Consider the following 22,015-nt stretch of genomic DNA (forward strand, 5'->3'; position numbering starts at 1 on the left):
GTTCACGCCGGGATCTCCATGGTCTTGCGGCGGCGGCCGGGAAGGCGCCGGCGGATCACGGTCCAGATCTGGGCGAACGCCTTCTCGAGCGCGCCGATCGGCTGGCCGCCGGGGACATAGGCGACGGTGCGGTACATCCACAGCACCATCCCCGCGAAGATGGCGAACGGCACCCAGAGCGCGATGATCGGATCGATCCGGCCGAGGCTGCCGATCGCCTGCGCATATTCGTTCACCTTGTGATACGTGACGATCATCACGATCGACAGGAATACGCCGAGCGCCGAGGTCGAGCGCTTGGGCGGAATCCCCAGCGCCGCGGCGAGCATCGGCAGCAGGAACATCGACACGACTTCGGCGAGGCGGAAGTGGAAGGCGGCGCGGCTGGTGGCGCGCTGGGTCTCGGTCGCCTGCGGGCTCTTCCCGATCACTGCCAGCTCGGGCAAAGTGAGCTCGAGATTCTTGTCGCCGCGCTTGCGGAACTGTTCATATTTGGGAAGCGGGATCGGCAGATTGTGCGTGTCGAAAGTGAGCACGCGCGGCACCGGCGAGCCTTGCGCGGTGTGGACGAGGGTGCCCTTGGTCAGCCGGAAGATGATCGTGTCGGGATCGTCCGAGCGGAGGAACTGGCCCTTCTCGGCAGTCACCGCGAGCGGCCCCTCCTTCGTGGTCATCCGCACGAAAATGCCCGAGAGATCGCGTCCCTCATTGGCGCTGCCTTCGATGCGCAGCGTCATCTGGCGGCCGAAATTGGTGAACTCGCCGACCTTGATCGACGCGCCCAGCGCCCCCGACCGCAACTCGAAGCGGAGCTGCTCGTAATTGTAGCGCGCGCGCGGCTGAACGTAGCCGACGATCATCAGGTTGAGGATCGCCAGCGCAACCGCATACAGGAAGGGCACGTACAGCAGCCGGGTATAGCTGATCCCGACCGCGCGCAGCACGTCGAGCTCGGACGAAGTGGCGAGGCGGCGGAATGCGAGCAGGCAGCCGAGCATCAACCCGATCGGGATGCCGAGCCCGAGATATTCGGGAAGCAGATTGGCGAGCATCCGCCAGACGACGCTGACCGGCCCGCCTTCGGTCGCGACGAAGTCGAACAGCCGCAGCATGCGATCGAGCACGAGCAGCATCGCCGAGATCAACAGCGTCGAGATCAACGGGACTGCGATCAGCCGCGCCATGTAGCGATCGATGGACTTCATGCGTGGGCCGCGTGCCTGCTCCGTCGTGCCGACGCGAGACGCGCCGCTCGGCTAAAGTAAGAGCCTATACTCGCGGTTCCACCCGGCGCCACCCCGAAACGACGGATGGCCCGTCATGGGGTGACGGATCGGCGGCAACGTCTATATGACGGCCCATGCATTTTCTGGATCAGGCGAAGATTTTCGTGCGCTCGGGCGCCGGCGGCCCCGGCGCGGTGAGCTTCCGGCGCGAGAAGTTCATCGAATATGGCGGCCCCGACGGCGGCAATGGCGGCAAGGGCGGCGACATTATTTTCGAAGCGGTGGCGGGCCTCAACACGCTGATCGACTTCCGCTACACCCAGCATTTCCGTGCCCCGCGCGGGCATGGCGGCTCGGGCTCGAACCGCACCGGCGCGGGCGGTGACGATCTGGTGATCAAGGTGCCGGTGGGCACTCAGGTTCTCGCCGACGACGACGAGCGCACCCTGCTCGCCGATCTGACCAAAGAGGGCGAGCGGATCGTCTTCCTGCGCGGCGGCGACGGCGGACGGGGCAATGCCAGCTACAAGACCTCGACCAACCGCGCGCCGCGTCAGCACGGCACCGGCTGGCCCTATGAGGAAGCGTGGGTGTGGCTTCGCCTCAAGCTGCTCGCCGACGCGGGTCTGGTCGGGCTGCCCAATGCAGGCAAGTCGACCTTCATCAACGCGGTGACCAACGCACAGGCCAAGGTCGGTGCCTATGCCTTCACCACCACGCGTCCCCAACTTGGCGTGGTCCGCCACAAGCAGAACGAGTTCGTGGTGGCGGACATCCCCGGGCTGATCGAAGGCGCGGCGGAAGGCGCGGGGATCGGCGACCGCTTCCTCGGCCATATCGAGCGGTGCCGCGTGCTGCTCCATCTCGTCGACGCCAATGACCCCGATGTCGCCGAAAGCTATCGCATCGTCCGCGACGAGCTCGAGAATTACGGCGCGGGGCTGACCGACAAACAGGTGATCGTCGCGCTCAACAAGATCGACACGCTCGACGACGAACTGATCGCAGCGCTCTCGGCGGAGCTCGAAGAGGCGAGCGGCGCCGAAGTGATCCCGATTTCCGGCGTGAGCGGGGTCGGGGTCGACTGGGTGCTGGATAAGTTGCTCGAGGCGATCGGTCCCGAAGCCAGCGCGGTGAGCGAGGACGACGAGGGCGAGGACGCGATCGAGTGGTCGCCGGTCTGAGATGACCGGGGGGCTGTTTCCGCCTGCGTCGTGTCCGCGGCTGATCGTCAAGATCGGATCGGCGCTGCTCGTCGACCCTGAAGGAGGCGTGCGCCGGGCGTGGCTGGAGGCGATCGCCGGCGATATCGCCGAACGGACGCGGGCCGGGCAGCAGGTCGCGGTCGTCTCTTCGGGCGCCATCGCATTGGGTGCGCGGCGACTGAGGCTCGCCAGGGGCGGCCGCGCCAGTCTCGAGGATGCGCAGGCGGCCGCCGCTACCGGGCAGATCGCGCTGTCGCAGGTCTGGGCGGAGACGCTCGGCGCCAACGGCCTTACCGCCGCCCAGATGCTGGTGACGCTCGACGATCTCGAGCACCGGCGGCGCTATCTGAACGCCGCTGCGACGCTCGACCGGCTGCTCGGGCTCGGCGTGGTGCCGGTGCTCAACGAGAATGACAGCGTCGCTACCGAAGAGATCCGCTTCGGCGACAATGACCGGCTGGCGGCAAGGGTGGCGCAGGCGGCGGCAGCGCAGGGCGTCATCCTGCTATCCGACGTGGATGGGCTGTACGACCGCAACCCGGCGCTGCCGGGCGCGCAGCACATCGCGCGGGTCGAACGGATCGATGCCGCGGTGGAGGCGATGGCCGACAAGGGATCGGCGTCGGGCATGGGATCGGGCGGAATGGTCTCGAAGATCGCGGCGGCGCGTATCGCCAACGCCGCGGGCGCACATCTCGCGATCGCTTCGGGACGAGTCGAACGGCCGCTGTCTGCTGACGCCCGGCATACCTTGTTCGTCGCCGAGAAGGCGGCACCGGCGCGCAAGGCGTGGCTGGCGGGCGGGCTGACTGCGCGCGGTACGATCCATGTCGATGCGGGTGCGGCGACGGCGCTGGCGAGCGGAAAGAGCCTGCTTGCCGCCGGGGCGACGCGGGTCGAGGGCGATTTCGCGCGCGGCGATCTGGTGGTGATCGCCGGTCCCCAAGGCAAGCTGCTTGCGCGCGGATTGGCCGAGTATCCGGTCGAGGACGCAGCGCGGCTGGTCGGGCGACGCAATGACGAGCATGCCGAGATTCTCGGCTATGCGCCGCGTTCGGCGCTGGTGCACCGCAGTCATATGGCGCTGCTGTGAGCATCCTCGCCATCACCGGCGGCACCGGTTTCGTCGGATCGCGATTGATCGCGCTCGCCGCCGCAGCGGGCCATGCGGTGCGCGCGCTCACCCGGCGCGAGCAGGCGGCGCGCGCGCAAATCCACTGGGTCGCGGGTGACCTCGGCAACACTGCTGCGCTGGCGCGGCTCTGCGAGGGCGCCGACGCGGTGATCCACGTCGCGGGGGTGGTCAACGCGCCCGATCGCGACGGCTTTGCGGCCGGCAACATCCATGGCACGCAGAACATGCTAGCGGCCGCCGAGGGGGCGGGGGTGCAGCGCTTCGTCCATGTCTCGTCGCTCGCCGCACGCGAGCCCGGCATGTCCGATTATGGCTGGTCCAAGGCCGAAGCCGAGCGAGCGGTCGAGAATTCCCTGCTCGACACGGTCGTCGTCCGGCCTCCGGCGATCTATGGCCCGGGCGACATGGAGATGCTCGAACTGTTCAAGCTGGCCAGGAAGGGCATCGCGTTGCTGCCGCCGGGTGGGCGGCTCTCGGTGGTCGAGGTCGGTGATCTCGGACGATTGCTGCTCGCTTTGGCCAGCGGCGGCAATGGCGGGCGCTCCTACGATTGCGACGACGGGCGCGAGCAGGGCTGGAGCCACAGGGAGTTCGCGCTGGCGATCGGCACTGCGACTGGCAAGCGCGTGGCGGCGATCGCTTTGCCCCGCCCGCTGATGATGGCGGGGGCGCATCTCGACCGATTGGTGCGCGGCGCCGGCGCCAAGCTGACGCCCGATCGGGTCGCCTATTTCTGTCACGAGGATTGGGTAATCGATGCCGCGCGACGCCCGCCCGCAGCGCTGTGGCGGCCGCAGGTCGAGACGCAAGCCGGGCTCGCCGCTACCGCCGCCTGGTATCGCGAGCAGGGGCTGCTCTAGCGCTTTCCATCCTACAATGGAGGGATGTGGAACGCTCCGATCAAGCTCATCATCTGGGATCTCGACGAAACCTTGTGGCGGGGGACGCTCGCCGATGGCGACGCAGTCGCGCTCCACGCGCGTCGCGCCGAGATGGTACGGGCATTCAATGCGAAGGGCGTGATCTCGTCGATCTGCTCGAAGAACGATTTCGAGACTGCGCGCGCGACGCTCGTCGGGTTCGGCCTGTGGGACGAATTCGTCTTCCCGCACATCGCCTTCACGCCCAAGCCTGCGGCGATTGCAGCGATCATCGAGGACATGCAGCTTCGCCCGGCCAATGTGCTGTTCGTCGACGACAATGCGTTGAATCTCGCCGAGGTCCGCCACAGCCTGCCCGAGGTCCAGACGCTCGATATCACCCGCGTCGATGCCGACGATCAGCTCGCCGGACTGCTCGCGCTCCAGACCGGCGCGCGCAGCCGGGTCGAAGAATATCGCATGCTCGAACGCAAGCAGCGCGACCGGGCGGCCGCGACCTCGCTTTCCAACGAGGATTTCCTGCGATCTTGCGGCATCCGCGCCTGCGCGCCGCAGATGATGGACAATCTCGACTTCGCCGACCGCATCGCGGAGCTGATCAATCGATCGAACCAGCTCAATTACACCGGCTCGCGGGTCGAGCCGGAGAGGCTCGAGCGCGACATCATCGATCTGGTCGGATTCGACAGCTGGTCGATCTTCGCCTGGGACAATTACGGCCGCTACGGGCTGGTCGGTTTCGTCATGGTCGATCGCGCTGTGGAACGCCTCGTGCATTTCACCTTCTCGTGCCGGGTGATGCACATGGGGATCGAGGAATATGCGCTCGCCAAGGTGCGTGCCTTATGGCCGGAGATCGACAGCAGCGCGTGGGATGGCCGGTTCAGCCGCACCGCGCCCGACTGGATCGAGGATGTCAGCTTCCACGACGCCGAGGTGCGCAGCCAGCTCCTTACCGAGCAGTTGCCGGCCGTGGCGGCCGATCCGGCGATCCGGATCATGTTCGATTGCCAATCGGGCGGGATCGCGCATTTCAGCCGCTTTCGCCCTCTCGTCGAGTTCGACAATGCGCCGCGGCTGTTCGCGCTGCGGATGATGACCGACGACAGCCATCTGGAACAGCATTTCCCGCCTCTGCTCGTCTACGGCGCGACGGTCGATTATCTCGACGTGCGCTGGCCGGCGAAATGGCATCTGATCGACATCGGTCTTTACGAGACCTGCGTCATCCGCACCTGCATCTTCCTGATCGAGCGCGGCTTGCGCATGCTGGTGGTGCTGCCGCCCGAGGAAGCGCCGGACGACAAATGGCGCGTCGGGCTCAATCATACGCCCGAGCGCACCCGCCGGTTCAACGCATTATGGCGCAAGGCGGCGCGCGAGAATCCGGCGAATGTCTGGGTGCTCGATCTCGCGCATCTGATCGAACGCGACGACGAGATGGCCGATGTCACGCATTATCACGCTGGCCTGCTCAACAAGATCGCCGGACAGATGGATTGCTGGGTGGAGCAGGTGGCGCTGGGTGTCGGAGCCGAGGCCGAGGCCGCTTAATAAGTGCCGTGGGCGTTCCGCGGATACCACCAGGCGAAGCGCGTCCCGAGATCGCTGGTGCTGAACACGATGTTGCCGCGGTTGCGCTCGAAGCCCATTGCCGGCTTGCCGTTGAGCTGGCCGGCCCACCAGCCGCTATTGGCGCGGCCGACGAAGGTCACGCGGATTCCGGGACCGGTGAAGGTCATGCGGTGGCCGCCGCCCCGACTCGCCTGATCGGTGAAGACGCAGGTCCGCTCGGGACCGTCGTTGAGCGAGCAGCGCACGGTCTCGCGCGATGCGGTGCCTTGCGCGGCGGCGACGGCGGGGAGCAGCGTTGCTGCGCCGAGCAGGATCAGGATTCGCATGCTGGCCGAACGTCGGACGCGACGCCGCGTTCCCGGATCAGCGCGCCATCGCGGCGGCGCGGTCGCCACGGCGGGCCGCTTCGCCGGCGGTATCCGCCGGCCGTTCGTAGAGCCGCGTGACGATCTCCGCGGCCGAGCGCGCGTCGGTGGCGCCGCGCAGCGCGCGGCCGGCGCCGGCTTCGCTGTGGGTCAACTCGTACTGGACGAAGCGGAGCTGCTCGGCGAACGACGAGCCGTGGATGTCATGGCCGGCCCATGCGGCGAAGTCGCGCTGGCGGGGCCCTTCCCATTGCGCGAGGCCATAGCCCGGGCCGCCGCCGTGCTGGCGGACGCCGGCTTCCATGTTGCTCTCGGCATCGAGATTGGCGACGATGCCGATTGCCTGCGCGCGGCTCCAGCCCTGGCTCTCGAAATAGCGGATCGCCTGATCGATCCGCGCCTGCTGGCCGCCCTGACCGGTGGGGACCACCGCGCCACTGCTCTGGGTGCCCGTCGTCCCGGCACCGCCATTGCCGCCCGGCGCCCGCAGGATCACGCCGCCATGGCTCAGTGCCCAGCTGAGATTATTGTGCGAGATGCGTTGGCTGCCGTCCGCATTGACGTTGTTCGAGCCGATCATCTGGCCGGGCCCGGAGACGATCTCGGTGTGCGAGACGCCACCGCCCTGGATGATCACCACGTCGCCGGGTCTGGCCTCGGCGGCAGAAACCGGAGTCCAGCCGCGGTTGCGCAATGTGGTGTTGAGCTGCGCGACTGAATCGGTGTGAAGGTTGCCCGGCAGCTTGCCGGCCTCGGTCAGCACCGCCGAGACGAAGTTCGCGCAGCAGACGTTCGACGGCACGCCGGCGTTCATCGGCAACGCATCGTTGCGATTGACCTTGAGCGCGGAGGCGTTCTGGCCGAGATATTTCTCGGCGATTCGCGCGACGTCGCTCGATCCGCTGCCGGTGCCGCCGACCGGCGGTCCGCCCTCGACCCCGCCGCTGCCATTCGTGCCGCCGGTCCCGCCGGGAATCGTCAGCATCCGGTTGGGGAAGATCAAATCGGGATTGGCGATGTTGTTGGCTTGCGCCAGCGCCTGCCATGTCGTGCCGAAGCGTTCGGCGATCGCGGAGAGCGTGTCGCCGGGTTGGATCCTGTACTCGCGGGACGCCTCGACCGCACCCGAGCCGGCGGGGATGTTCAGATGCTGGCCGGTCCGGATCAGATCGGGGTGCACGATCTGCGGATTGGCGCTGATGAGCGCGCTCAGCGAGACGCCCTTATCGCGCGCGATTGCGCTCAGCGTGTCGCCCGTTTTGACGAAATAGCTGCCATCGCCGCTGCCGCCGGAGGAATTCGTCTGACTCTGCTGAACCGAGGAGACGCCCGTCATGGCTCTTACTCCGCCAAAACCGATTGTGCCGCAGCCTGATAGCCAGGCGCGGCAGTCGGGTCGCTAATCGGAACGCTTAGAGCGGAGGATCGAGTGCGATCCGATAGCGCATCTCGGCCGAGAAGCTGCGCGCGACGGCCTTGAGATTGGCGTCGGTATCGGGATCGCGCTGGATCGATTCGAGCGCCGCGAAAGCGGCAGCGCGGTGACGCTGGCTGCGGAACAACGGGGTCGCCAGCTCGGGCACGCGGCGCTCGCCGATCGGCCAGCTCGCCATGCAAGCGAGATCGGTGACCGCCCGCCGCATCTCGCTCTGTCCGATCTCGACTTTCTTGAGCGTGCCGGTGCGACGATATGCCTTGGGCCACTCGCGCTCGAACGCGTCGAGCGCATTGGTCTGCGCGGCAGGATCGACGGCGCTCGCGGCGCGGCAGGCCGAGGTCGCGACGGCGGGCGCAGATGCGATCGTGCCCGCGCCCTGAGTGATCGTAGCGGTGCGCGGAAGCATGCGGCCATTGGCGTAATGGTATTGGACCAGCGGGCCGCCATTCACCGCCGGCATCGCGACGGTGAAGACACCGCGCCGCAACTGGGGCCGCGCGGCGGCGCTGCACGTGCCAAAGCTTTGGGTGACCTGCGGCTCCTGGCCGGCGCGTGTGACGATCACGGCATAGCGCGCCTGGCATTCGGATCCGCCGTTGCCGCGGATCAGATGCAGGCGTGCGCCGGGCACCGCATAGCTGCCGACCACCGCAAGCCGATCGACCAGTTCGGCGCCGAATGGGCGCGAGATCACGGTCTTGCCGAGCTTGATTGCCTGCTCGCTGCCCGCGGAGATCACCACCGCCTTCTGGTCGGCGGCGAAAGCCGCTCCACCCGCCGACAACAACAAGGAAGCGGCGAGCAGCATCAACGGCCTGGGCATCGAGAACCTCTCAATAGCGGGAGTATAGCGCTAGCACGCACGAAACCGCGCGGGGTTCCGCTTCAGCTGCGATTTTGGGCGGAGAGGTCGGCGGTCGCGGCTTCGAAACGCGCGATGACGCCGTCGAGACCGGCGGGTGCATCGGCGCGCGAGGCGCCGTCGAGCGCGGCGCGGACCCCGCCCACCTGCTGGTCGCCGCTCGCGCCCGACAGGCCGGCGATCTGGATCACGGCTTGCCGGGTGAAATCATCGAGCGCGCGGCGCAGTTCGCCCTCCTGGGCGGGGCTGCCGCCGAAGCGCGACGAGAGTTCGCTGGTCAATGCGCCGAGGCCATAGACGTCGCCACGCCGGGCGAGTTCGCCCATGTCAGGAGCGAAGCCGCTGCCATTGCCGGCGGTCTGGCTCCATGCCTGCGCGCCGCCGCCATTGCCGCCGCTGGCGGCGTCCACCCAGGCGAGGACGCGGTGACCGATCTCGCCCATCGTCTCGATCGCCGCGCCGCGCGCATCGTTCGACGCGCCGAGGCCGGTGGGAGAGAGGGGCGAGAGCCCCGAGATGCGGTCGATGCTGGTCATGATCCTGTTTCCGTGAGCTGCGAACTGACTGTTCAGCGCTTGATGTCAGAGAAGCGATCGAGCGGCGACGGCGTGTCGAGCAATTGCTCGAGGGGGCCGTCCTGCAACAGCTGCGCAGGCCTGCCCGCGTCGCGAATGATGTCCCCGGTCAGCTCCTGCGTGGCTCCGGCTTCATCATTCTTCTGCTGGCGCGGCGAGACAAGCGTCGCGCCGATGTTCAGGTTTCCAAGCTTTGCGCCGATCTCGATCGACATGACTACCTCCGTTCGCAGCCTATTTGGGGGAGCGGGCGGGCACATGCCATAATCGCTATGACTAGCCGTGGCGGTCAGCGCCGGACTTGCGGCCGCGAGCCAGCCAGATGCCGCCGATCAGCCCCGCAGCCGCTGCCGCTGCTGCGGCATAGACGACGGTAGTGTCGCTGCCTTCCTCGCGCGCTGCGGCGACTTGAGCATTGCCTTCCGGACCCGCGGCGGCCTGCTGGTCCGCCTCGTTCTCTGCGGCGCCGACGCTCCCGCCGACAAAGCCATCATCGGTGAGATCCATCCCGTCGAGATTCAGGCCGGAGGCGCGCGCGCCCTGGCGAACAGCGCTCGCGATCTTCCGCAACAGCGCCCGATCGTTCTTCGCATGTTCGAGATAGGCGCCGATCAGCGCGGTTTGAATGAGGTTGGCCTCGGCCATCTCCTGCTTCACTGCATCGCTGGCATTCGCCATTTCCGGTAGAGAGGCCATCGCGCGCGCCGCCTGAGCGCGAACCGCGGCGATCTGCCGCGCGGGCGGCGTATCGGTGCGCTGGCGCGAGGCGAGCCAGGCGTTGAGCCACCACGCGGCATAGGCATCGGCGACATTGTCGGTCCGCATGCCATAAGCGGAAAGCGCCCGTCCCATCTTCGCGATCACGTCGGAAGAGGCGAGTTCCTTCTCGAGCAGCGCGGCGCCTTCGGGATCCTTCTTGCGCGTCTTCGCGACGAACTGGGCGAAATTGGCGCGGCGGCGCTCGATCGAGGGCTTGTAGGTCAGCCGCGCGGTCGGGGCCGGGGCGACGCGGACGCGGCCGCTGCCACGGCGGTTGACCGACACCGATTCCTGTGCCGCCTCGTCCATCGCGGTCCCATGCGCGATGCCCGACATCAGGCCACCCCAATCGACTCCGTCTTGTGCGGCTGCCGGTGCCGCCAGAGCGAGCGCCGAGGCGAGGACGAAGGTGCGGGCGAGGGGACCGGGGCGATGCATGAGCGGCTCCTGAAGTTACGCGTGCGGGAAAAGGGTAACGCCCCGGGATCTTGCGATCCCGAGGCGCATTTTCGCCAGAGGCGGGGGGTTACTGCTTGCGGGCACCTTGTCCGAGCGCCTCGCCGAGGGTCTTGATGACGGTGTTCGAAGCCGAGAAGAACTGGTTGAACTCCTGCGACTTCGCGCTGAACTTGAGATTTTCCGACGCCTTGTTCTCGCCCTCGCCGAGATTTTTGGACATCTTGTCCATCTCGTTGGCGAGCTTGTCGGCGGTCTTGCCCAGTGCTTCGGCGATCGCCATCAGCCAGCTGCGGCCGCCACCGGCCTTGGCTTCCTTGGCTTCCTTGCTCTCCGAGGCGCGGGTCGCGATGTCGGCGATCTCGTCGTTGATGTTGCGCTCGGCATCGGCGCGCTCGAACGGCGACGCGCCGGTGCGGTCGGCGATCTCGGAGACGACCTCGCCGATATTGCGAGTCGCGCCGCGGGTGTCACCCATCGAGGCGCAGAAGGCGCCCTGAGCGAGATCGATAGTCGACTGCGGCAGGCCGAGCTTGTCGCCGATCTGCTGAATGATCTGCTGGCCGACCGCCGACATCAGCGTGCGCGCCGCCATCGCGGCCCAGCCGCCGGGGCCCATTGCCAACATCGCCAGGTTGGTCGGGTTCACTACGCTGCTCAAAATGCCACCAAACATCGCCTTACTCCTACACGAGGGCGGCGCCGCCGCCGGATGGTTCAGGTGCCGATGCGCCTGATCGACCATCACCTTTCAGCATTTTTCCTCGGGCCTTGCTCTCCGCGAAACGATTAGGGACGGCTAGTCGATCCGATTAGGATCAGTCTGAAGGGTAGAAGAGCAGGCCTGCCAGCGCCGCGAGTTCGCGCATGCCGTCGAGTTCGAGCTTGCGCGCGACGTTGGACAAATGGACGCGCACGGTGTTCTCCGCCATCAGCAGCAAGGTCGCGATGTCGCCGTTCGAACGACCCCAGCCGAGAAAGCGGATGCAGGTGATCTCGGTCGGAGTGAGGCGAAGCAGCGCCTCGCGGTGTCGCCTGGGCACGCGGGCGGCCTCGATCATATGCTCGCCCAGGGCGACGCGTTCCGGCGCGCCGGGCATCGCGTCCGCCTTGCGCAGCAACTCGGCGATCGCGGCGAGGCGTTCGTCCTCGGTCATCGGCGCGGAGGCAGGGGCGGCGGCGTTCAATGGATCAGCCCGCGCAGGATGTTGAGGATCAGGTCCGGGCGGCTGAGGATGTCGCGGGTGATCGCCTCGATGAACGAGCCGACCAGCAGCAGCACGATCGCCGTGGCGGCGAAGGCCTTGATCGACATCGACAGCGTGAAGACGTTGAGTTGCTGGGCGAAGCGGTTGATCAGGCCCAGACCGAGATCGATCAGGAACAATACGGTCAGCACCGGCGCGGCGAACAAGGTCGCGAGCACCATCATCCGGCCGAACTCGGCCTCGAACAGCCCGAGCCCGCGGGCGTCGAGCGTCGGCATCGGTGCCGCGACCGGCCAAAGCGCATAGCTTTCCATCAGGACATGGACCAGCAGCGACAGTCCGCCCGAGAAGATGAAGACGATTCCGGCCAGCCGGCCGAGGAACGCGCCGTTGAGCGAGGTCTGGTGCCCCGACAGCGGATCGACGATCTGCGCCATCGTCGCGCCGACCTTGGTGTCGACGATCTGCCCGGCAGCCTCGAGCGCCCAGAGCACCGATCCGAAGAAGAAGCCGATGACCAGTCCGACGAACACTTCCTTGGCGAACATCGTCGCCCATTGGCCCGGGCCGAGCATCGAGACGTCGAGCGTCGGCTGGAGCGTCAAGGAGACGATGCCCAGCGAGACGAGGATCGAATTGCGCACCATTGCCGGGATCAGATCGGGCGAGAAGATCGGCATCAGCATGAAGGCGACCGCGATCCGCGCGGTCGCCACGCCGAGCAGGAGCATCGGATCGCTCCAGCCGGTCACCGCCGGATCATCGCCGGGAACTCGCTGAAGATGCGATCGCTATAGCGATAGAGCGAGGCGCCGATCAGCGACGCAGTCACGAACAGGGTGAGCACGATCGCGAAGAATTTGGCGGTATATTGCAGCGTCTGTTCCTGGATCTGCGTCGCCGCCTGGACGATCGCGACGAGCAGGCCCGCCACCGACGCGACGATGATCGGCGGCGCCGACAGGATCAGCACAAGCCACAGCGCGTCGTTGGTGAGGCTGATGAAGTCGCCGTTCATGCGGACACCTCAGGCATAGGACAGCACCAGTCCGTGGCTGAGCTTCACCCAGCCATCGACCAGCACGAACAAGAGCAGCTTGAACGGCAAGGATATCGTGGTGGGCGACAGCATCATCATCCCCATCGCGAGCAAGATGTTCGAGATGACGAGATCGATGACGAGGAAGGGCAGGAATATCAGGAAGCCGATCTGGAAGGCGAGGCTCAGTTCCTTCACGACGAAGGCGGGGATGACGATGATCAGATCGCGATCGGTCATCTCCCTGGCGTGCTCGGGATTGCCGACGCGCTGCGCGGTGCGCAGGAAAAAGGCGCGTTCGTTGGCGTCGCTGTGCTTGATCAGGAATTCGCGCAGCGGCTCCTTGCCGACGTCGACCGCGGTGCTGATCGACGTGGTGGACTGCATCACGCTGCCTTCGATCTGCCGCGCCGCGATCGCGTCCTGCATCTGCTGCCCGACCGGATACATGACGTAGATCGTCAGGATCAGCGACAGGCCGTTGAGGACGATATTGGGCGGCACCTGCTGGAGCCCGAGCGCATTGCGCAACAGGCTCAAAGTAACGACGATCTTGGTGAACGAAGTGACCATCACCGCGACGAAGGGCGCCAGCGCCAGCGCGACGACGACGATCAGCGCGGAGCCGGGCGTGAAGCTCGAGAGTTCCATCAATCTTCCCCGTCGGCCGAAACTCCGGTGATCAGAACGCCGAAACCTTCGCCGACTGCGACCAGCTCGCCCTCGGCGATGCATTGCTCGCCGGCGATGACCCGCACCGGCAAGGTCCCGCCGGCGGCGGGCAAGGGAAGCACGCTGCCCTTGCCGAGCGTCGCCAGTTCGGCGGCCGTCATCCCCGATCCGATGATCTCGATCGTCGTCGGCAGACGAACCTCGCTCCATCCGACTTCGCCGCCCGAACCGGCGGGCGCGGAGGCCTCGGGCGGTCCCTCCATAGCGGCATCATCCTGCAAAACGAGCACCCCCTCCTTGAATGCGATTCGTGCGCGTGGCGCATCGTTGCGGCCCGGCAATGACAACTTCGCGACCGGCACGGCGGTTCCCAAAAGCAAGAGGTCGCCGCGCGCGATCGAAGCGATGCTCGCGGCGCGGACCTCGGGGCCTTCGAACCGCGCGGTCCAGCGCAGCCTGAGCCCGCCGATCGCAGTGGCGGCGAGCTCGATCTCGGCGAGTGGTTCGACCGCCGTCTCGGGTGGAACCGCGAGCAGGAGCCGGTGCTGGATGACGCCATTGGCCGTAGTCGCGTCGAGCCGCAGCAACACCGGGTCGCCGGCATAGCTTCGGTGCAGGCCCGCGGGCTGGAGCTCGCAGCCGAGCACCAGCTCGAGCGCGCCGACCAGGGGCTCGATCCGTCCGAGCGTCGCGGCGGCGGCGGCGGCGTCGACGCTGCCCTGCGCGCCGGAAACGCGGGCGAGCGCGCCATCGACCAGCAAGGGCGCAATTTGCACGAGATGCTCGCCGCTGCGGAACTGGATCCACGCGATCGCCGCGCGTCGGTCGCGCTCGGTGGCCAGCCGCACGCTGGTCTGCAGGTCGTCGATCAGCCGCCGGTTAAGCGCGCCGATCAACGTGGTCTGCAGCTGCGCCCGGTTCTGATCGATCGTGCGCAGATTGGCGCGGAGCTGTTCGGGGCGCGCATTCACTGGATCGTCTCCGTGGACGGTGTCTCGACTTCCACCGGCGCAGCGGCCGTGCCGCTCCCCCAGTTGCGCAACAGCGAGATCGATCCCGGCGTGACGCCGACGAGCATCAACTCGCCCTCGGTCTCGATCAGCACCAGCCGTTCGCGTTGGCCGACCGGGAGCGCGCGGACGAAGCGGATCTGGCGTTCGGCGGTGCCGTCGCGCCCCCCGAGTCCCCGGTCCTGCCAGCGTCGCAGCGCGCGCAGGCTGACCCAGGCGAGCCCGAGCACCACCGCGAGCGCGATGATCGTCCCGAGCAGCCCGGAAAGCGCAGCGCCGATCGTCGAATCCATCAATGGGGCCTCATTCGTTCGCGTTTATCAGTTCGGGTTCGGTAAGATCGGGCGCGGCCTGGCCGTCGCGGACGCGCTTCGCCCACAGGATGATCTGGGCGATGGCGTCGAACATGTCGCGCGGGATCAGTTCGTCGGGCGCGCCGTCCTCGTAGAGCTTCCGGGCGACCTGGACGTGGCGGATGATCGGAATGCCGGCCTCTTCGGCAGCGGCGCGCATCGCCGCGGCGAGTGGACCTTCGCCCTTGGCGGTCATCATCGGGACCGGGCAACTCTCCTGATCGTAAGCGAGCGCGATGGCGATATGGGTCGGGTTGACGACGAGCACATTGGCGTCGCGCGTCGCGGCGACGGAATTCTGGCTGGCCCATTCTTCATGGAGCTGACGCCGGCTCGACTTGACGAGGGGGTTGCCCTCATTCTCCTTCGACTCCTCGCGGATGTCGCGCATGCTCATCCGTAGCTTCTTGGTGTAGCTGTGCTTTTGCCACGCCATGTCGAGCACGGCGACGAGCAGGAAGACGCCGAAGGTCCACAGCAACGCCGTTCGGACCAGCGAACCGGTGTAGAGCAGCACCGAGGCGGCGGCAGAGCGGCCATCGCTCTCGGCAACGGGAAGCAGCACCGGGCCGGTACGCTCGATGATCTCGGCGAGAGAGCCGCGCAGCACCAGCCAGACGACGAACACGATCAGCGCCACCTTGCCGAGGGTCTTGGCGAGTTCGACGAGGTTGTCGACGCTGAACATCCGCTTGAGGCCCTCGACCGGATTGAGCTTGTCGAGCGTGGGTTTCATCTTCTCGGTGGTGAACACGCCGCCGGCCTGGAGGAATTCGCTGAGCACACCGGTGACTGCAGCGGGGATCAGCGCAACCGCAGTTATGCCGACCAACGCCCAGAGCGCGCTCCAGCCGAGTTGCGACAGCGCCGTATGGAACGGCGCATTGCTGCCGATCAGTACGAAGCCGTCGTCGAACAAGGCGACGATTTGATTACTTGCATAGCCGGCGCCGAACATCAGTACGATCAGCCAGACGAACAAAGTCGCAGTGGCGGTAATGTCGCGCGATTTGGCGACGTCGCCCTTCTTGCGCGCGTCGGCCAGCCGCTTGGGCGTCGGCTTTTCAGTCTTGTCGCCGCCGTTGTTCTTCTCGGCCAATCGCGCCTCCAGCCATACTCGAGCCTCGCCCGAACCACGGACGAGAGGAGAAGCGCCAGATGCGTTTGCGCACCCGCCTGCGAGAGGCGCGGCAGCAAGACTTCAAAGGTTGGAGCGCAGGACCCTGTTGCGTACCAAACGGGGGCCTTTTCTCAAAAGGCTTCACACGGGTCAACTCTCACGGCTTGTACAGATCTGTCACTAAAGCGAAGTAAACTGGTAATTAAACCGCCCCGAATCATTTGGCTCACCACGGTGCTGCGCGGGTCGTTTCGGCATCGATACGGTCGCGGATCGAGCGGTGAACTGCCATGTGGCCGGGATGGGTCGGTCAAAATCCACGACGACCTGACAAAACTAAGGGGTGTTACGTAAGCGTTGATCGAGCTAGTTTTTATTGGCCGGATCAAAGTCCGGATCGCAGGACCCACGTGCGAGCCAAACGATCGTCAGCAAAGTCCAAAGCGGGCTTGCAGGGAGATCGTGTATGCGCTTTTCAAACTCTGTCCCGCTCGGCGCCGCATTGAAGTTGATTGCGGCCGGCGGCGCGATCGTAGCGGCTATTCCCGCGCATGCGGGCAATTGCGACGCTGCGGCGATCGGCACGCGCTATGTCGAGGCGCTGCGTTTCTGTGGTCCGCAGGTCTCGGAAGTTCAGCCCCAGCCTCAGCCCGATTCCGTGGTCCTTCCCGAACGAAGCTCGGTGAGCGTGAGCATGCCCGGATTTCAGAAGCGGCTGGTCCAGGCCACGCGGGCAGTGCGTTCGCGGCGCGGCGGCGCCAACGACGCCCTGATCGCCTCGGTCGCGTATCGCTATCGCATCAACCCGCATCTGCTCGCCTCGATGGTCAATGCCGAATCGGCCGGCCGCCAGCGCGCGGTATCGCACAAGGGTGCGCTGGGGCTGATGCAGGTGATGCCGGCGACCGCGCGGGGCCTTGGCGTCCGCGATCCGCGCGCATTGCTCGACGATCCGGTGCTCGCGATGCACACCGGCGCCAAATATCTGAAGCAGCTGCAGGGCCAGCTCGGCAATAATGTGCCGCTGGTGGTTGCCGCCTATAATGCCGGCCCGGGTGCGGTGATGAAGGCCGGCCGGAAAGTGCCGCGCTATCGCGAGACCCAGGCCTATGTGAAGAAAGTCGTCGGCCGCTATCAGGCCGCGCAAAGCGGCAGGGCGCGCTGAGGCTCCAATGAGCGTCGAGCGGTATCTCGCCAGCAGCAACGCAGCAAAGCCGCTGCCGCTGGCCGCGCGCATCGCGGATCTGTTTCTGGTCGTCGGCGTGATCGCGATCGTCGGGCTGATGATTCTGCCGTTGCCGACGCTGATCATCGACATGCTGGTGGGGGTGAACATCACTTTCGGGGTGATGCTGTTGCTCACCACGCTCTATATCCGCGGCCCGCTCGACTTCTCGTCCTTCCCGTCGATCCTGCTGATCTCGACGCTGTTCCGGCTGGCATTGTCGATCGCGACGACGCGGATGATCCTGGTCGAGGGGCATGCCGGGCACATCATCCAGACCTTCGGCACGATGGTCGCCGGCGGCAACATCGTCGTCGGGCTGGTGGTGTTCCTGATCATCACGATCGTCCAGTTCATCGTCATCGCCAAGGGCGCCGAGCGCGTCGCCGAAGTCGCAGCACGGTTCAGCCTCGATTCGATGCCGGGCAAGCAATTGTCGATCGACAGCGACCTGCGCTCGGGCCTGATCGACAAGGACGAGGCACGCCGCCGCCGCCGCACGCTCGAGCTCGAGAGCAAGCTCCACGGCAGCCTCGATGGCGCGATGAAGTTCGTGAAGGGCGACGCGATCGCCTCGGTCGTCATCGTCATCGTCAACCTGATCGGCGGTCTCGCCATCGGGGTGATGCAGCAGGGCATGGAGATCGGCGCGGCGACCTCCAAATATTCGATCCTGACGATCGGCGAGGGCCTGGTCGCGCAGATCCCGGCGCTGCTCGGGGCGATGGCCGCGGGCCTGATGGTGACGCGCTCGACCGACGAGGAAACCGACACCAATCTCGGCCAGGCGATGCACCGCCAGCTCGTCGCCAATCCGCGCGTGCTGCTGGCAGTAGGCGGGATCTGCTTCCTGATGGCGCTGATCCCCGGCTTCCCCGCCGCGGTGTTCATCGTGCTGGGCTTCGTGTCGATGTTCTCGGGCGCGGCGATGCATCCGCGGCTGAAGCCGCATATGGTCCGCCACGCTGGACCGATGCGCAAGCTGCTCACCGGCGGACGCGAGACGCCGCGGCCGGTTACCTTGCTCGCCCAGCCCGAGGCGCCCAAGGCCGTGGTGCCGCTGCTCCTCCAGATTTCGGGGCCGCAGCCGCCGGTCGACGAGGAGGCGGCGCTGTCCGCGGGGCTCACCGCGATGCTGGAACGGCTGCAATATCGCAGCGGCGTGCCCCTGCCGCGGCTGGCGATCCATTTCCTCGCCCCCGAAGGGCCGCGTGCCTGGCGATTGCTCGCCTTCGAGCTTTCGGTCGGCGCAGGCGAAGGCAGCGATTCCGAGACAGTGATTGCGGCGGTGGAGGCTTTGATCCGGCGCAACCTGCCGCGCTTCCTGGGCGTGCAGGAGGCCGTAGGGCTGCTCAATCGCGTCGGCGACGATTATCCCGAAGTGGTCAAGGAAGCGGTGCGCGCGGTGCCTGCCGCACGCATCGCCGAGGTGCTGCGCCGGCTCGCCGAGGAAGAGGTGCCGCTGCGCAACATGCGCGATGTGCTCGAAGGGCTTACCGACGCGGCGAACCAGGAACGCGAGATCGCGCGCATCGCCGATCTGACCCGGATTGCGCTCAAGCGCTATCTGCTCGATTCGGTCGCGCAAGGCGCGGGCATCCGCGCATTGGTGGTGACCCCCGAGCTGGAGACCCTGGTACGCGAGGCGACGCGTCTGGTGGACGGCGTCGAGCGGCTCGCGGTCAAGCCCGAAGTGGCGCGCGAGCTGGTCGCGACGATCGGGCGTACCGCAGCCGAGACGGGCGCCAACGCTCTCGTCACTTCGTTCGAAGTGCGGCGCTCGGTGCGCAAGCTGATCGAGCCCGATCTGTTCGAACTGCCCGTGCTCGCCTTCAACGAACTCTCGCCGACCACGTCCGTCGAAATGGTCGGCCAGATCGGTCTTCCGCCAGGGGCTTTGGCCGAAGACACGCACGCCGCGCTCGCGGCCGAATAACAACGGAGGGCTGATTGAAGCTGAACAAGAATCCGTCGATGCTGTTGGCTATGGCTGCCATATTGCCGGTGCCGCTCGCCACCAGCGCGCAGACGCCGCCGGCGCAGAACAGCAATCAGGTGTCGATCGTCGCGCGCGACCAGCCGATCGCGGCATTCCTGCGCGATCTGTTCGGTCGCGTCAGCCGTCCGGTGGTGCCGAGCGCGAAGCTGACCGGCACGGTCAACGGCGTGTTCCAGGGCAGCGTCGAGAAGATCTACGCCGACATCGCCAAGGCGTTCAATCTGATCTCTTATTATGACGGCGCCGCGGTCTATGTGTACGCGCCGAACGAGCTCGGCGTGCAGACGCTGCAGCTCGACCGCGCCGGCGCCGAACGCGTCGCCCGGCAAGCGCGGGCGCAGCGGCTGCCCGACCGGCGCAACCTGTTGCGGGTCACCACCGACGGTCTCGTCGTCAGCGGCACCCCGCGTTTCATCGAGCAAGTCGCCGGCATGGCGCGCGGCGAGGGCCTCGCCGACGGCGCACCGGCTGCGCCTGGCGGCGCATTGGGCGGGGGCCGCGGCGGCTATTACGACGCGCCGCGGATCCCGGCGAGCCAGCCGGTCGAATTCCGCGTCTTCTATCTGCGCTATGCGCGCGCCGAGGATACCGTGGTGACCGCCGGCGGCCGCGAGACCCGGGTGCCGGGGCTCGCCTCGATCCTGCAGAACCTCGTGCTCGACCAGAAGCCGGGGGGCAGTGCCGTCACGCCCGCGCTCGGCGCGCGGCTGGTGCGGCAGAGCCAGCCGCGGCTCAAGGGGCAGGGGCTCGACTCGGTGGCGCCCGACAGTTCGCAGGCCGGCAATTACGCCGCGACCGAAGTGCTGGGCGGCGGCGACGGCATGGGGCTGGCGGCACCCCTGACCCAGGACGTGGTCCGGATCGAGCCCAGTGCCTATCTCAATGCGATCATCGTCCGCGACGTGCCCGAGCGCATGGCCGCTTACGACTCGCTGATCCGCGCGCTCGACGTCGAGCCGCAGATCGTCGAGATCGAAGCGACGATCATCGATATCAACGTCGATCGGCTCCAGAAGCTCGGCATCAACTGGCGCTTCGGCAGCGGCGGCTTCGGCGCGCTGTTCGGCGACGGCACCTCGAACGACACGCGGCTGCTGCCGATCCCGGGCAGCAGTCGCCGCGACAACGTCACCAACATCACGCCGTCGGGACAGGGCGGCACGATCTCGACGATCATCGGCAGCCAGCGCGAATTCCTCGGCCGGGTGACCGCACTCGAGAACAAGGGGGCGGCACGCATCGTCTCGCGCCCGCAGATCATGACCTTGTCCAACGTCGAGGCGGTGTTCGATCGGACGCGCACTTTCTACGTCCGCGTCGCCGGGCGCGAGGAAGTCGATCTGTTCAACGTGACCGCGGGCACGGTGATGCGAGTCAATCCGCACGTGTTCCGCGATCACGACCAGACCCGGATCCGCGTGCTGGTCAACATCGAGGACGGCAGCATCAGCCCGAACTCGGCGGTGGAGAACATCCCGATCGTCGATCGGGCCAGCGTCGCGACGCAAGGCATGGTCCTCGATGGCGAGAGCTTGCTGCTCGGCGGCATGACGATCGACGCCGATCTCAACGACGAGACCAAGGTGCCGCTGCTGGGCGACATCCCGCTGCTCGGCGAATTGTTCAAGTTCCGCACCAAGCAGCGCGGCCATACCGAACGGCTGTTCCTGATCACCCCCCGGCTCGTGCCGCTCGCCTCGCGGGCGACGGCGATGGCGCCGGGCGCGCCGCCGCCGGTGGCCAACCAGCCGCCGGCCAAGATCCCCGTACCGGCCAGCGGAAGCCAGACGCAATGACATCGCCGTCCGTTCTTCGCGTGCTCAACGGCCGGCTCGCCGGCACCGAAAAGCAATTGCCGACGAGCGGAACCGTGTCGATCGGCCATCAGTTCTGGCAGGATGTCGTCATCCGCGATCCTGCGACCAAGGGCATCGCCGTCGATCTGCAGGTCGACGGTGAGGTCGGAGCCCGGATCACGGTGCTGACCGGGGAGGCGCTGTTGCTCGGCTCGCATGTGAGCGAAGGGCAGACGGCGATCCTTCCGGCCTATGTACCCTTTTCGGTCGGTGGCGTCGCGCTCGCCTGGGGCGACCCCGAGAGCGCGCGCTGGGCCGAGGCGAGCGACATCGCCGGCACCGCGCCGGCGCCTTCATTGCCGCCGCCTTCGCCGCAGGACGAGGCGATCGCCTTGTTGGGCAAGGCCGGCGAGCAGGTCAGCAGCTGGTTTACCCGGAAGCGGGCGATCGTGGTGGGCGCGGTGGCCACCGTGGCCGCCGGCGCGGCGCTGGCGGTGCCGACGATGGATGCGCTCGGGCTGCGCGGCGACGATGCGGCGCGGGCCGATCATGTTCTGGAGAGCGCGGGCCTTGCTCCGCTGACCACCGCCAACGACACCGCGACCGGCGGGGTGATCGTCAATGGCGTCGTCGCCAATGATGCCGAACGGCTCAAGGCGCAGGAGGCGTTGCGCGATCACGGCATCGAGGCGACGGTCAGTGTCCAGACCAGCGCCGAGCTGGCGCAAGCCGCGGCCGAAGTCGCGCGTATCCACGGGCTGCAGGCAATGGGGCGCCCGATCTCGCGCACCGGCGTCGAACTCCGCGTCACCCGGATGACCGACGATCAGCGCGGCAAGCTTGCCCAGGCGATCCGCACCGACGTCAAGCAGCTCGGCCGGCTGGTCTTCCGCGACGATCTGCCGCCGCGGGACGATACCCCCATCCGCACGGTCGCCGATGCCACCAAAAAGGTCTCGACCGTGGTCGCGGGTGACCCGGCCTACATCCAGACCGTCGATGGTGCGCGCTATTTTGCCGGCGCGATCATGCCGAGCGGGCATCGCCTGATCACCATCCAGGGAGACACGGTGTTCTTCGAGAAGAACGGCCGCGAGACGCAGTTGAAATTCTGAC

Annotated in this window: 23 protein-coding genes; 8 read left to right on the plus strand and 15 right to left on the minus strand. The window is 67.0% G+C overall.

All coding sequences use genetic code 11. The annotated features are described in order from the left end of the window. Positions 1 to 2: 2 nt before the first annotated feature. Positions 3 to 1,205, minus strand: coding sequence for an LPS export ABC transporter permease LptF (gene lptF, locus Q9Q95_RS11805; RefSeq protein ID WP_306097215.1), 1,203 nt, complete (start codon positions 1,203 to 1,205; stop codon positions 3 to 5). A 155-nt stretch (positions 1,206 to 1,360) separates the two neighbouring features. Here lptF and obgE point away from each other — a divergent pair, with 155 nt between their 5' ends. From obgE to Q9Q95_RS11825, 4 genes are read left to right on the plus strand one after another with little or no spacing between them, the layout of a single operon-like run. Continuing rightward, positions 1,361 to 2,410 carry a GTPase ObgE gene (gene obgE / locus Q9Q95_RS11810; RefSeq protein WP_306097217.1) on the plus strand — a complete coding sequence of 350 codons (1,050 nt, stop codon included), beginning with the start codon at positions 1,361 to 1,363 and terminating at the stop codon, positions 2,408 to 2,410. A gap of 1 nt (position 2,411) precedes the next feature. Next, positions 2,412 to 3,524 carry a glutamate 5-kinase gene (proB, locus tag Q9Q95_RS11815; RefSeq protein ID WP_306097219.1) on the plus strand — a complete coding sequence of 371 codons (1,113 nt, stop codon included), beginning with the start codon at positions 2,412 to 2,414 and terminating at the stop codon, positions 3,522 to 3,524. After that, entirely contained in the window at positions 3,521 to 4,426 is a 906-nt protein-coding gene (locus Q9Q95_RS11820) for an NAD(P)-dependent oxidoreductase (RefSeq protein ID WP_306097221.1), read from the plus strand. The genes proB and Q9Q95_RS11820 overlap by 4 nt, the downstream gene beginning before the upstream one ends. Before the next feature lie 24 nt (positions 4,427 to 4,450). After that, positions 4,451 to 6,001, plus strand: a complete 1,551-nt coding sequence (locus Q9Q95_RS11825; RefSeq protein WP_306097223.1) for a hypothetical protein — start codon at positions 4,451 to 4,453, stop codon at positions 5,999 to 6,001. On the opposite strand, the gene Q9Q95_RS11830 is transcribed toward Q9Q95_RS11825, so the two are convergent. From Q9Q95_RS11830 to Q9Q95_RS11895, 14 genes are all read right to left on the minus strand, one after another. Beyond that, the gene (locus Q9Q95_RS11830; RefSeq protein WP_306097224.1) at positions 5,998 to 6,348 is read right to left on the minus strand and encodes a hypothetical protein; all 351 of its coding nucleotides are present in this window, start codon (positions 6,346 to 6,348) and stop codon (positions 5,998 to 6,000) included. The genes Q9Q95_RS11825 and Q9Q95_RS11830 overlap by 4 nt on opposite strands. Before the next feature lie 37 nt (positions 6,349 to 6,385). After that, positions 6,386 to 7,723, minus strand: a complete 1,338-nt coding sequence (locus Q9Q95_RS11835; protein ID WP_306097226.1) for a phage tail tip lysozyme — start codon at positions 7,721 to 7,723, stop codon at positions 6,386 to 6,388. Positions 7,724 to 7,799: 76 nt separating this feature from the next. After that, positions 7,800 to 8,648 carry a hypothetical protein gene (locus tag Q9Q95_RS11840; RefSeq protein WP_306097228.1) on the minus strand — a complete coding sequence of 283 codons (849 nt, stop codon included), beginning with the start codon at positions 8,646 to 8,648 and terminating at the stop codon, positions 7,800 to 7,802. Between the two features lie 62 nt (positions 8,649 to 8,710). Next, the gene (locus tag Q9Q95_RS11845) at positions 8,711 to 9,223 is read right to left on the minus strand and encodes a hypothetical protein (RefSeq protein WP_306097230.1); all 513 of its coding nucleotides are present in this window, start codon (positions 9,221 to 9,223) and stop codon (positions 8,711 to 8,713) included. A gap of 32 nt (positions 9,224 to 9,255) precedes the next feature. Beyond that, positions 9,256 to 9,477 carry a hypothetical protein gene (locus Q9Q95_RS11850; RefSeq protein ID WP_306097231.1) on the minus strand — a complete coding sequence of 74 codons (222 nt, stop codon included), beginning with the start codon at positions 9,475 to 9,477 and terminating at the stop codon, positions 9,256 to 9,258. 61 nt (positions 9,478 to 9,538) lie between these two features. Continuing rightward, positions 9,539 to 10,459: a DUF6683 family protein gene (locus Q9Q95_RS11855; RefSeq protein WP_306097232.1), complete on the minus strand. Its 921-nt coding sequence runs from the start codon at positions 10,457 to 10,459 to the stop codon at positions 9,539 to 9,541. 88 nt (positions 10,460 to 10,547) lie between these two features. Beyond that, the gene (locus Q9Q95_RS11860; protein ID WP_306097233.1) at positions 10,548 to 11,153 is read right to left on the minus strand and encodes a hypothetical protein; all 606 of its coding nucleotides are present in this window, start codon (positions 11,151 to 11,153) and stop codon (positions 10,548 to 10,550) included. Between the two features lie 142 nt (positions 11,154 to 11,295). After that, positions 11,296 to 11,664, minus strand: a complete 369-nt coding sequence (locus Q9Q95_RS11865; protein WP_306097234.1) for a helix-turn-helix transcriptional regulator — start codon at positions 11,662 to 11,664, stop codon at positions 11,296 to 11,298. Continuing rightward, complete coding sequence (sctT, locus tag Q9Q95_RS11870; protein WP_306097236.1) at positions 11,661 to 12,437, minus strand: type III secretion system export apparatus subunit SctT; 777 nt, start codon at positions 12,435 to 12,437, stop codon at positions 11,661 to 11,663. Before sctT ends, Q9Q95_RS11865 begins: the two co-directional genes overlap by 4 nt. Next, a complete protein-coding gene (sctS, locus tag Q9Q95_RS11875; RefSeq protein ID WP_297386658.1) occupies positions 12,434 to 12,703 on the minus strand; it encodes a type III secretion system export apparatus subunit SctS in 270 nt (89 codons plus the stop codon). Before sctS ends, sctT begins: the two co-directional genes overlap by 4 nt. 9 nt (positions 12,704 to 12,712) lie before the next feature. Then, a complete protein-coding gene (gene sctR, locus Q9Q95_RS11880; protein ID WP_306097239.1) occupies positions 12,713 to 13,375 on the minus strand; it encodes a type III secretion system export apparatus subunit SctR in 663 nt (220 codons plus the stop codon). Then, positions 13,375 to 14,367: a FliM/FliN family flagellar motor switch protein gene (locus tag Q9Q95_RS11885; RefSeq protein ID WP_306097243.1), complete on the minus strand. Its 993-nt coding sequence runs from the start codon at positions 14,365 to 14,367 to the stop codon at positions 13,375 to 13,377. The genes sctR and Q9Q95_RS11885 overlap by 1 nt, the downstream gene beginning before the upstream one ends. After that, complete coding sequence (gene fliO, locus Q9Q95_RS11890) at positions 14,364 to 14,699, minus strand: flagellar biosynthetic protein FliO (RefSeq protein ID WP_306097245.1); 336 nt, start codon at positions 14,697 to 14,699, stop codon at positions 14,364 to 14,366. The genes Q9Q95_RS11885 and fliO overlap by 4 nt, the downstream gene beginning before the upstream one ends. A gap of 10 nt (positions 14,700 to 14,709) precedes the next feature. Further along, the gene (locus tag Q9Q95_RS11895; protein ID WP_306097247.1) at positions 14,710 to 15,858 is read right to left on the minus strand and encodes a flagellar biosynthesis protein FlhB; all 1,149 of its coding nucleotides are present in this window, start codon (positions 15,856 to 15,858) and stop codon (positions 14,710 to 14,712) included. A gap of 523 nt (positions 15,859 to 16,381) precedes the next feature. Between Q9Q95_RS11895 and Q9Q95_RS11900 the strand changes: the two genes are divergently transcribed. Genes Q9Q95_RS11900 through Q9Q95_RS11915 form a run of 4 tightly spaced genes read left to right on the plus strand, consistent with a single transcriptional unit; the run spans position 16,382 to position 22,014 of the window. Next, complete coding sequence (locus Q9Q95_RS11900; RefSeq protein ID WP_306097249.1) at positions 16,382 to 17,044, plus strand: lytic transglycosylase domain-containing protein; 663 nt, start codon at positions 16,382 to 16,384, stop codon at positions 17,042 to 17,044. A gap of 7 nt (positions 17,045 to 17,051) precedes the next feature. Beyond that, positions 17,052 to 19,040 (plus strand): flagellar biosynthesis protein FlhA, encoded by a 1,989-nt coding sequence (locus tag Q9Q95_RS11905; protein WP_306097252.1) that lies wholly within the window; start codon positions 17,052 to 17,054, stop codon positions 19,038 to 19,040. A 14-nt stretch (positions 19,041 to 19,054) separates the two neighbouring features. After that, complete coding sequence (gene sctC, locus Q9Q95_RS11910; protein WP_306097254.1) at positions 19,055 to 20,899, plus strand: type III secretion system outer membrane ring subunit SctC; 1,845 nt, start codon at positions 19,055 to 19,057, stop codon at positions 20,897 to 20,899. Next, positions 20,896 to 22,014: a hypothetical protein gene (locus tag Q9Q95_RS11915; protein WP_306097256.1), complete on the plus strand. Its 1,119-nt coding sequence runs from the start codon at positions 20,896 to 20,898 to the stop codon at positions 22,012 to 22,014. The genes sctC and Q9Q95_RS11915 overlap by 4 nt, the downstream gene beginning before the upstream one ends. Position 22,015 lies beyond the last annotated feature (1 nt).

Source organism: Sphingomonas sp. DG1-23 (genome assembly GCF_030730875.1).
Classification (GTDB): Bacteria; Pseudomonadota; Alphaproteobacteria; order Sphingomonadales; family Sphingomonadaceae; genus Sphingomonas.

Coding starts and splice junctions, on each gene's coding strand:
- lptF (WP_306097215.1), bottom strand. CDS start 1,205: ATGAAGTCCATCGATCGCTACATGGCGCGGCTGATCGCAGTCCCGTTG.
- obgE (WP_306097217.1), top strand. CDS start 1,361: ATGCATTTTCTGGATCAGGCGAAGATTTTCGTGCGCTCGGGCGCCGGC.
- proB (WP_306097219.1), top strand. CDS start 2,412: ATGACCGGGGGGCTGTTTCCGCCTGCGTCGTGTCCGCGGCTGATCGTC.
- Q9Q95_RS11825 (WP_306097223.1), top strand. CDS start 4,451: ATGTGGAACGCTCCGATCAAGCTCATCATCTGGGATCTCGACGAAACC.
- Q9Q95_RS11830 (WP_306097224.1), bottom strand. CDS start 6,348: ATGCGAATCCTGATCCTGCTCGGCGCAGCAACGCTGCTCCCCGCCGTC.
- Q9Q95_RS11835 (WP_306097226.1), bottom strand. CDS start 7,723: ATGACGGGCGTCTCCTCGGTTCAGCAGAGTCAGACGAATTCCTCCGGC.
- Q9Q95_RS11840 (WP_306097228.1), bottom strand. CDS start 8,648: ATGCCCAGGCCGTTGATGCTGCTCGCCGCTTCCTTGTTGTTGTCGGCG.
- Q9Q95_RS11845 (WP_306097230.1), bottom strand. CDS start 9,223: ATGACCAGCATCGACCGCATCTCGGGGCTCTCGCCCCTCTCTCCCACC.
- Q9Q95_RS11850 (WP_306097231.1), bottom strand. CDS start 9,477: ATGTCGATCGAGATCGGCGCAAAGCTTGGAAACCTGAACATCGGCGCG.
- Q9Q95_RS11855 (WP_306097232.1), bottom strand. CDS start 10,459: ATGCATCGCCCCGGTCCCCTCGCCCGCACCTTCGTCCTCGCCTCGGCG.
- Q9Q95_RS11860 (WP_306097233.1), bottom strand. CDS start 11,153: ATGTTTGGTGGCATTTTGAGCAGCGTAGTGAACCCGACCAACCTGGCG.
- sctS (WP_297386658.1), bottom strand. CDS start 12,703: ATGAACGGCGACTTCATCAGCCTCACCAACGACGCGCTGTGGCTTGTG.
- sctR (WP_306097239.1), bottom strand. CDS start 13,375: ATGGAACTCTCGAGCTTCACGCCCGGCTCCGCGCTGATCGTCGTCGTC.
- fliO (WP_306097245.1), bottom strand. CDS start 14,699: ATGGATTCGACGATCGGCGCTGCGCTTTCCGGGCTGCTCGGGACGATC.
- Q9Q95_RS11905 (WP_306097252.1), top strand. CDS start 17,052: ATGAGCGTCGAGCGGTATCTCGCCAGCAGCAACGCAGCAAAGCCGCTG.
- Q9Q95_RS11915 (WP_306097256.1), top strand. CDS start 20,896: ATGACATCGCCGTCCGTTCTTCGCGTGCTCAACGGCCGGCTCGCCGGC.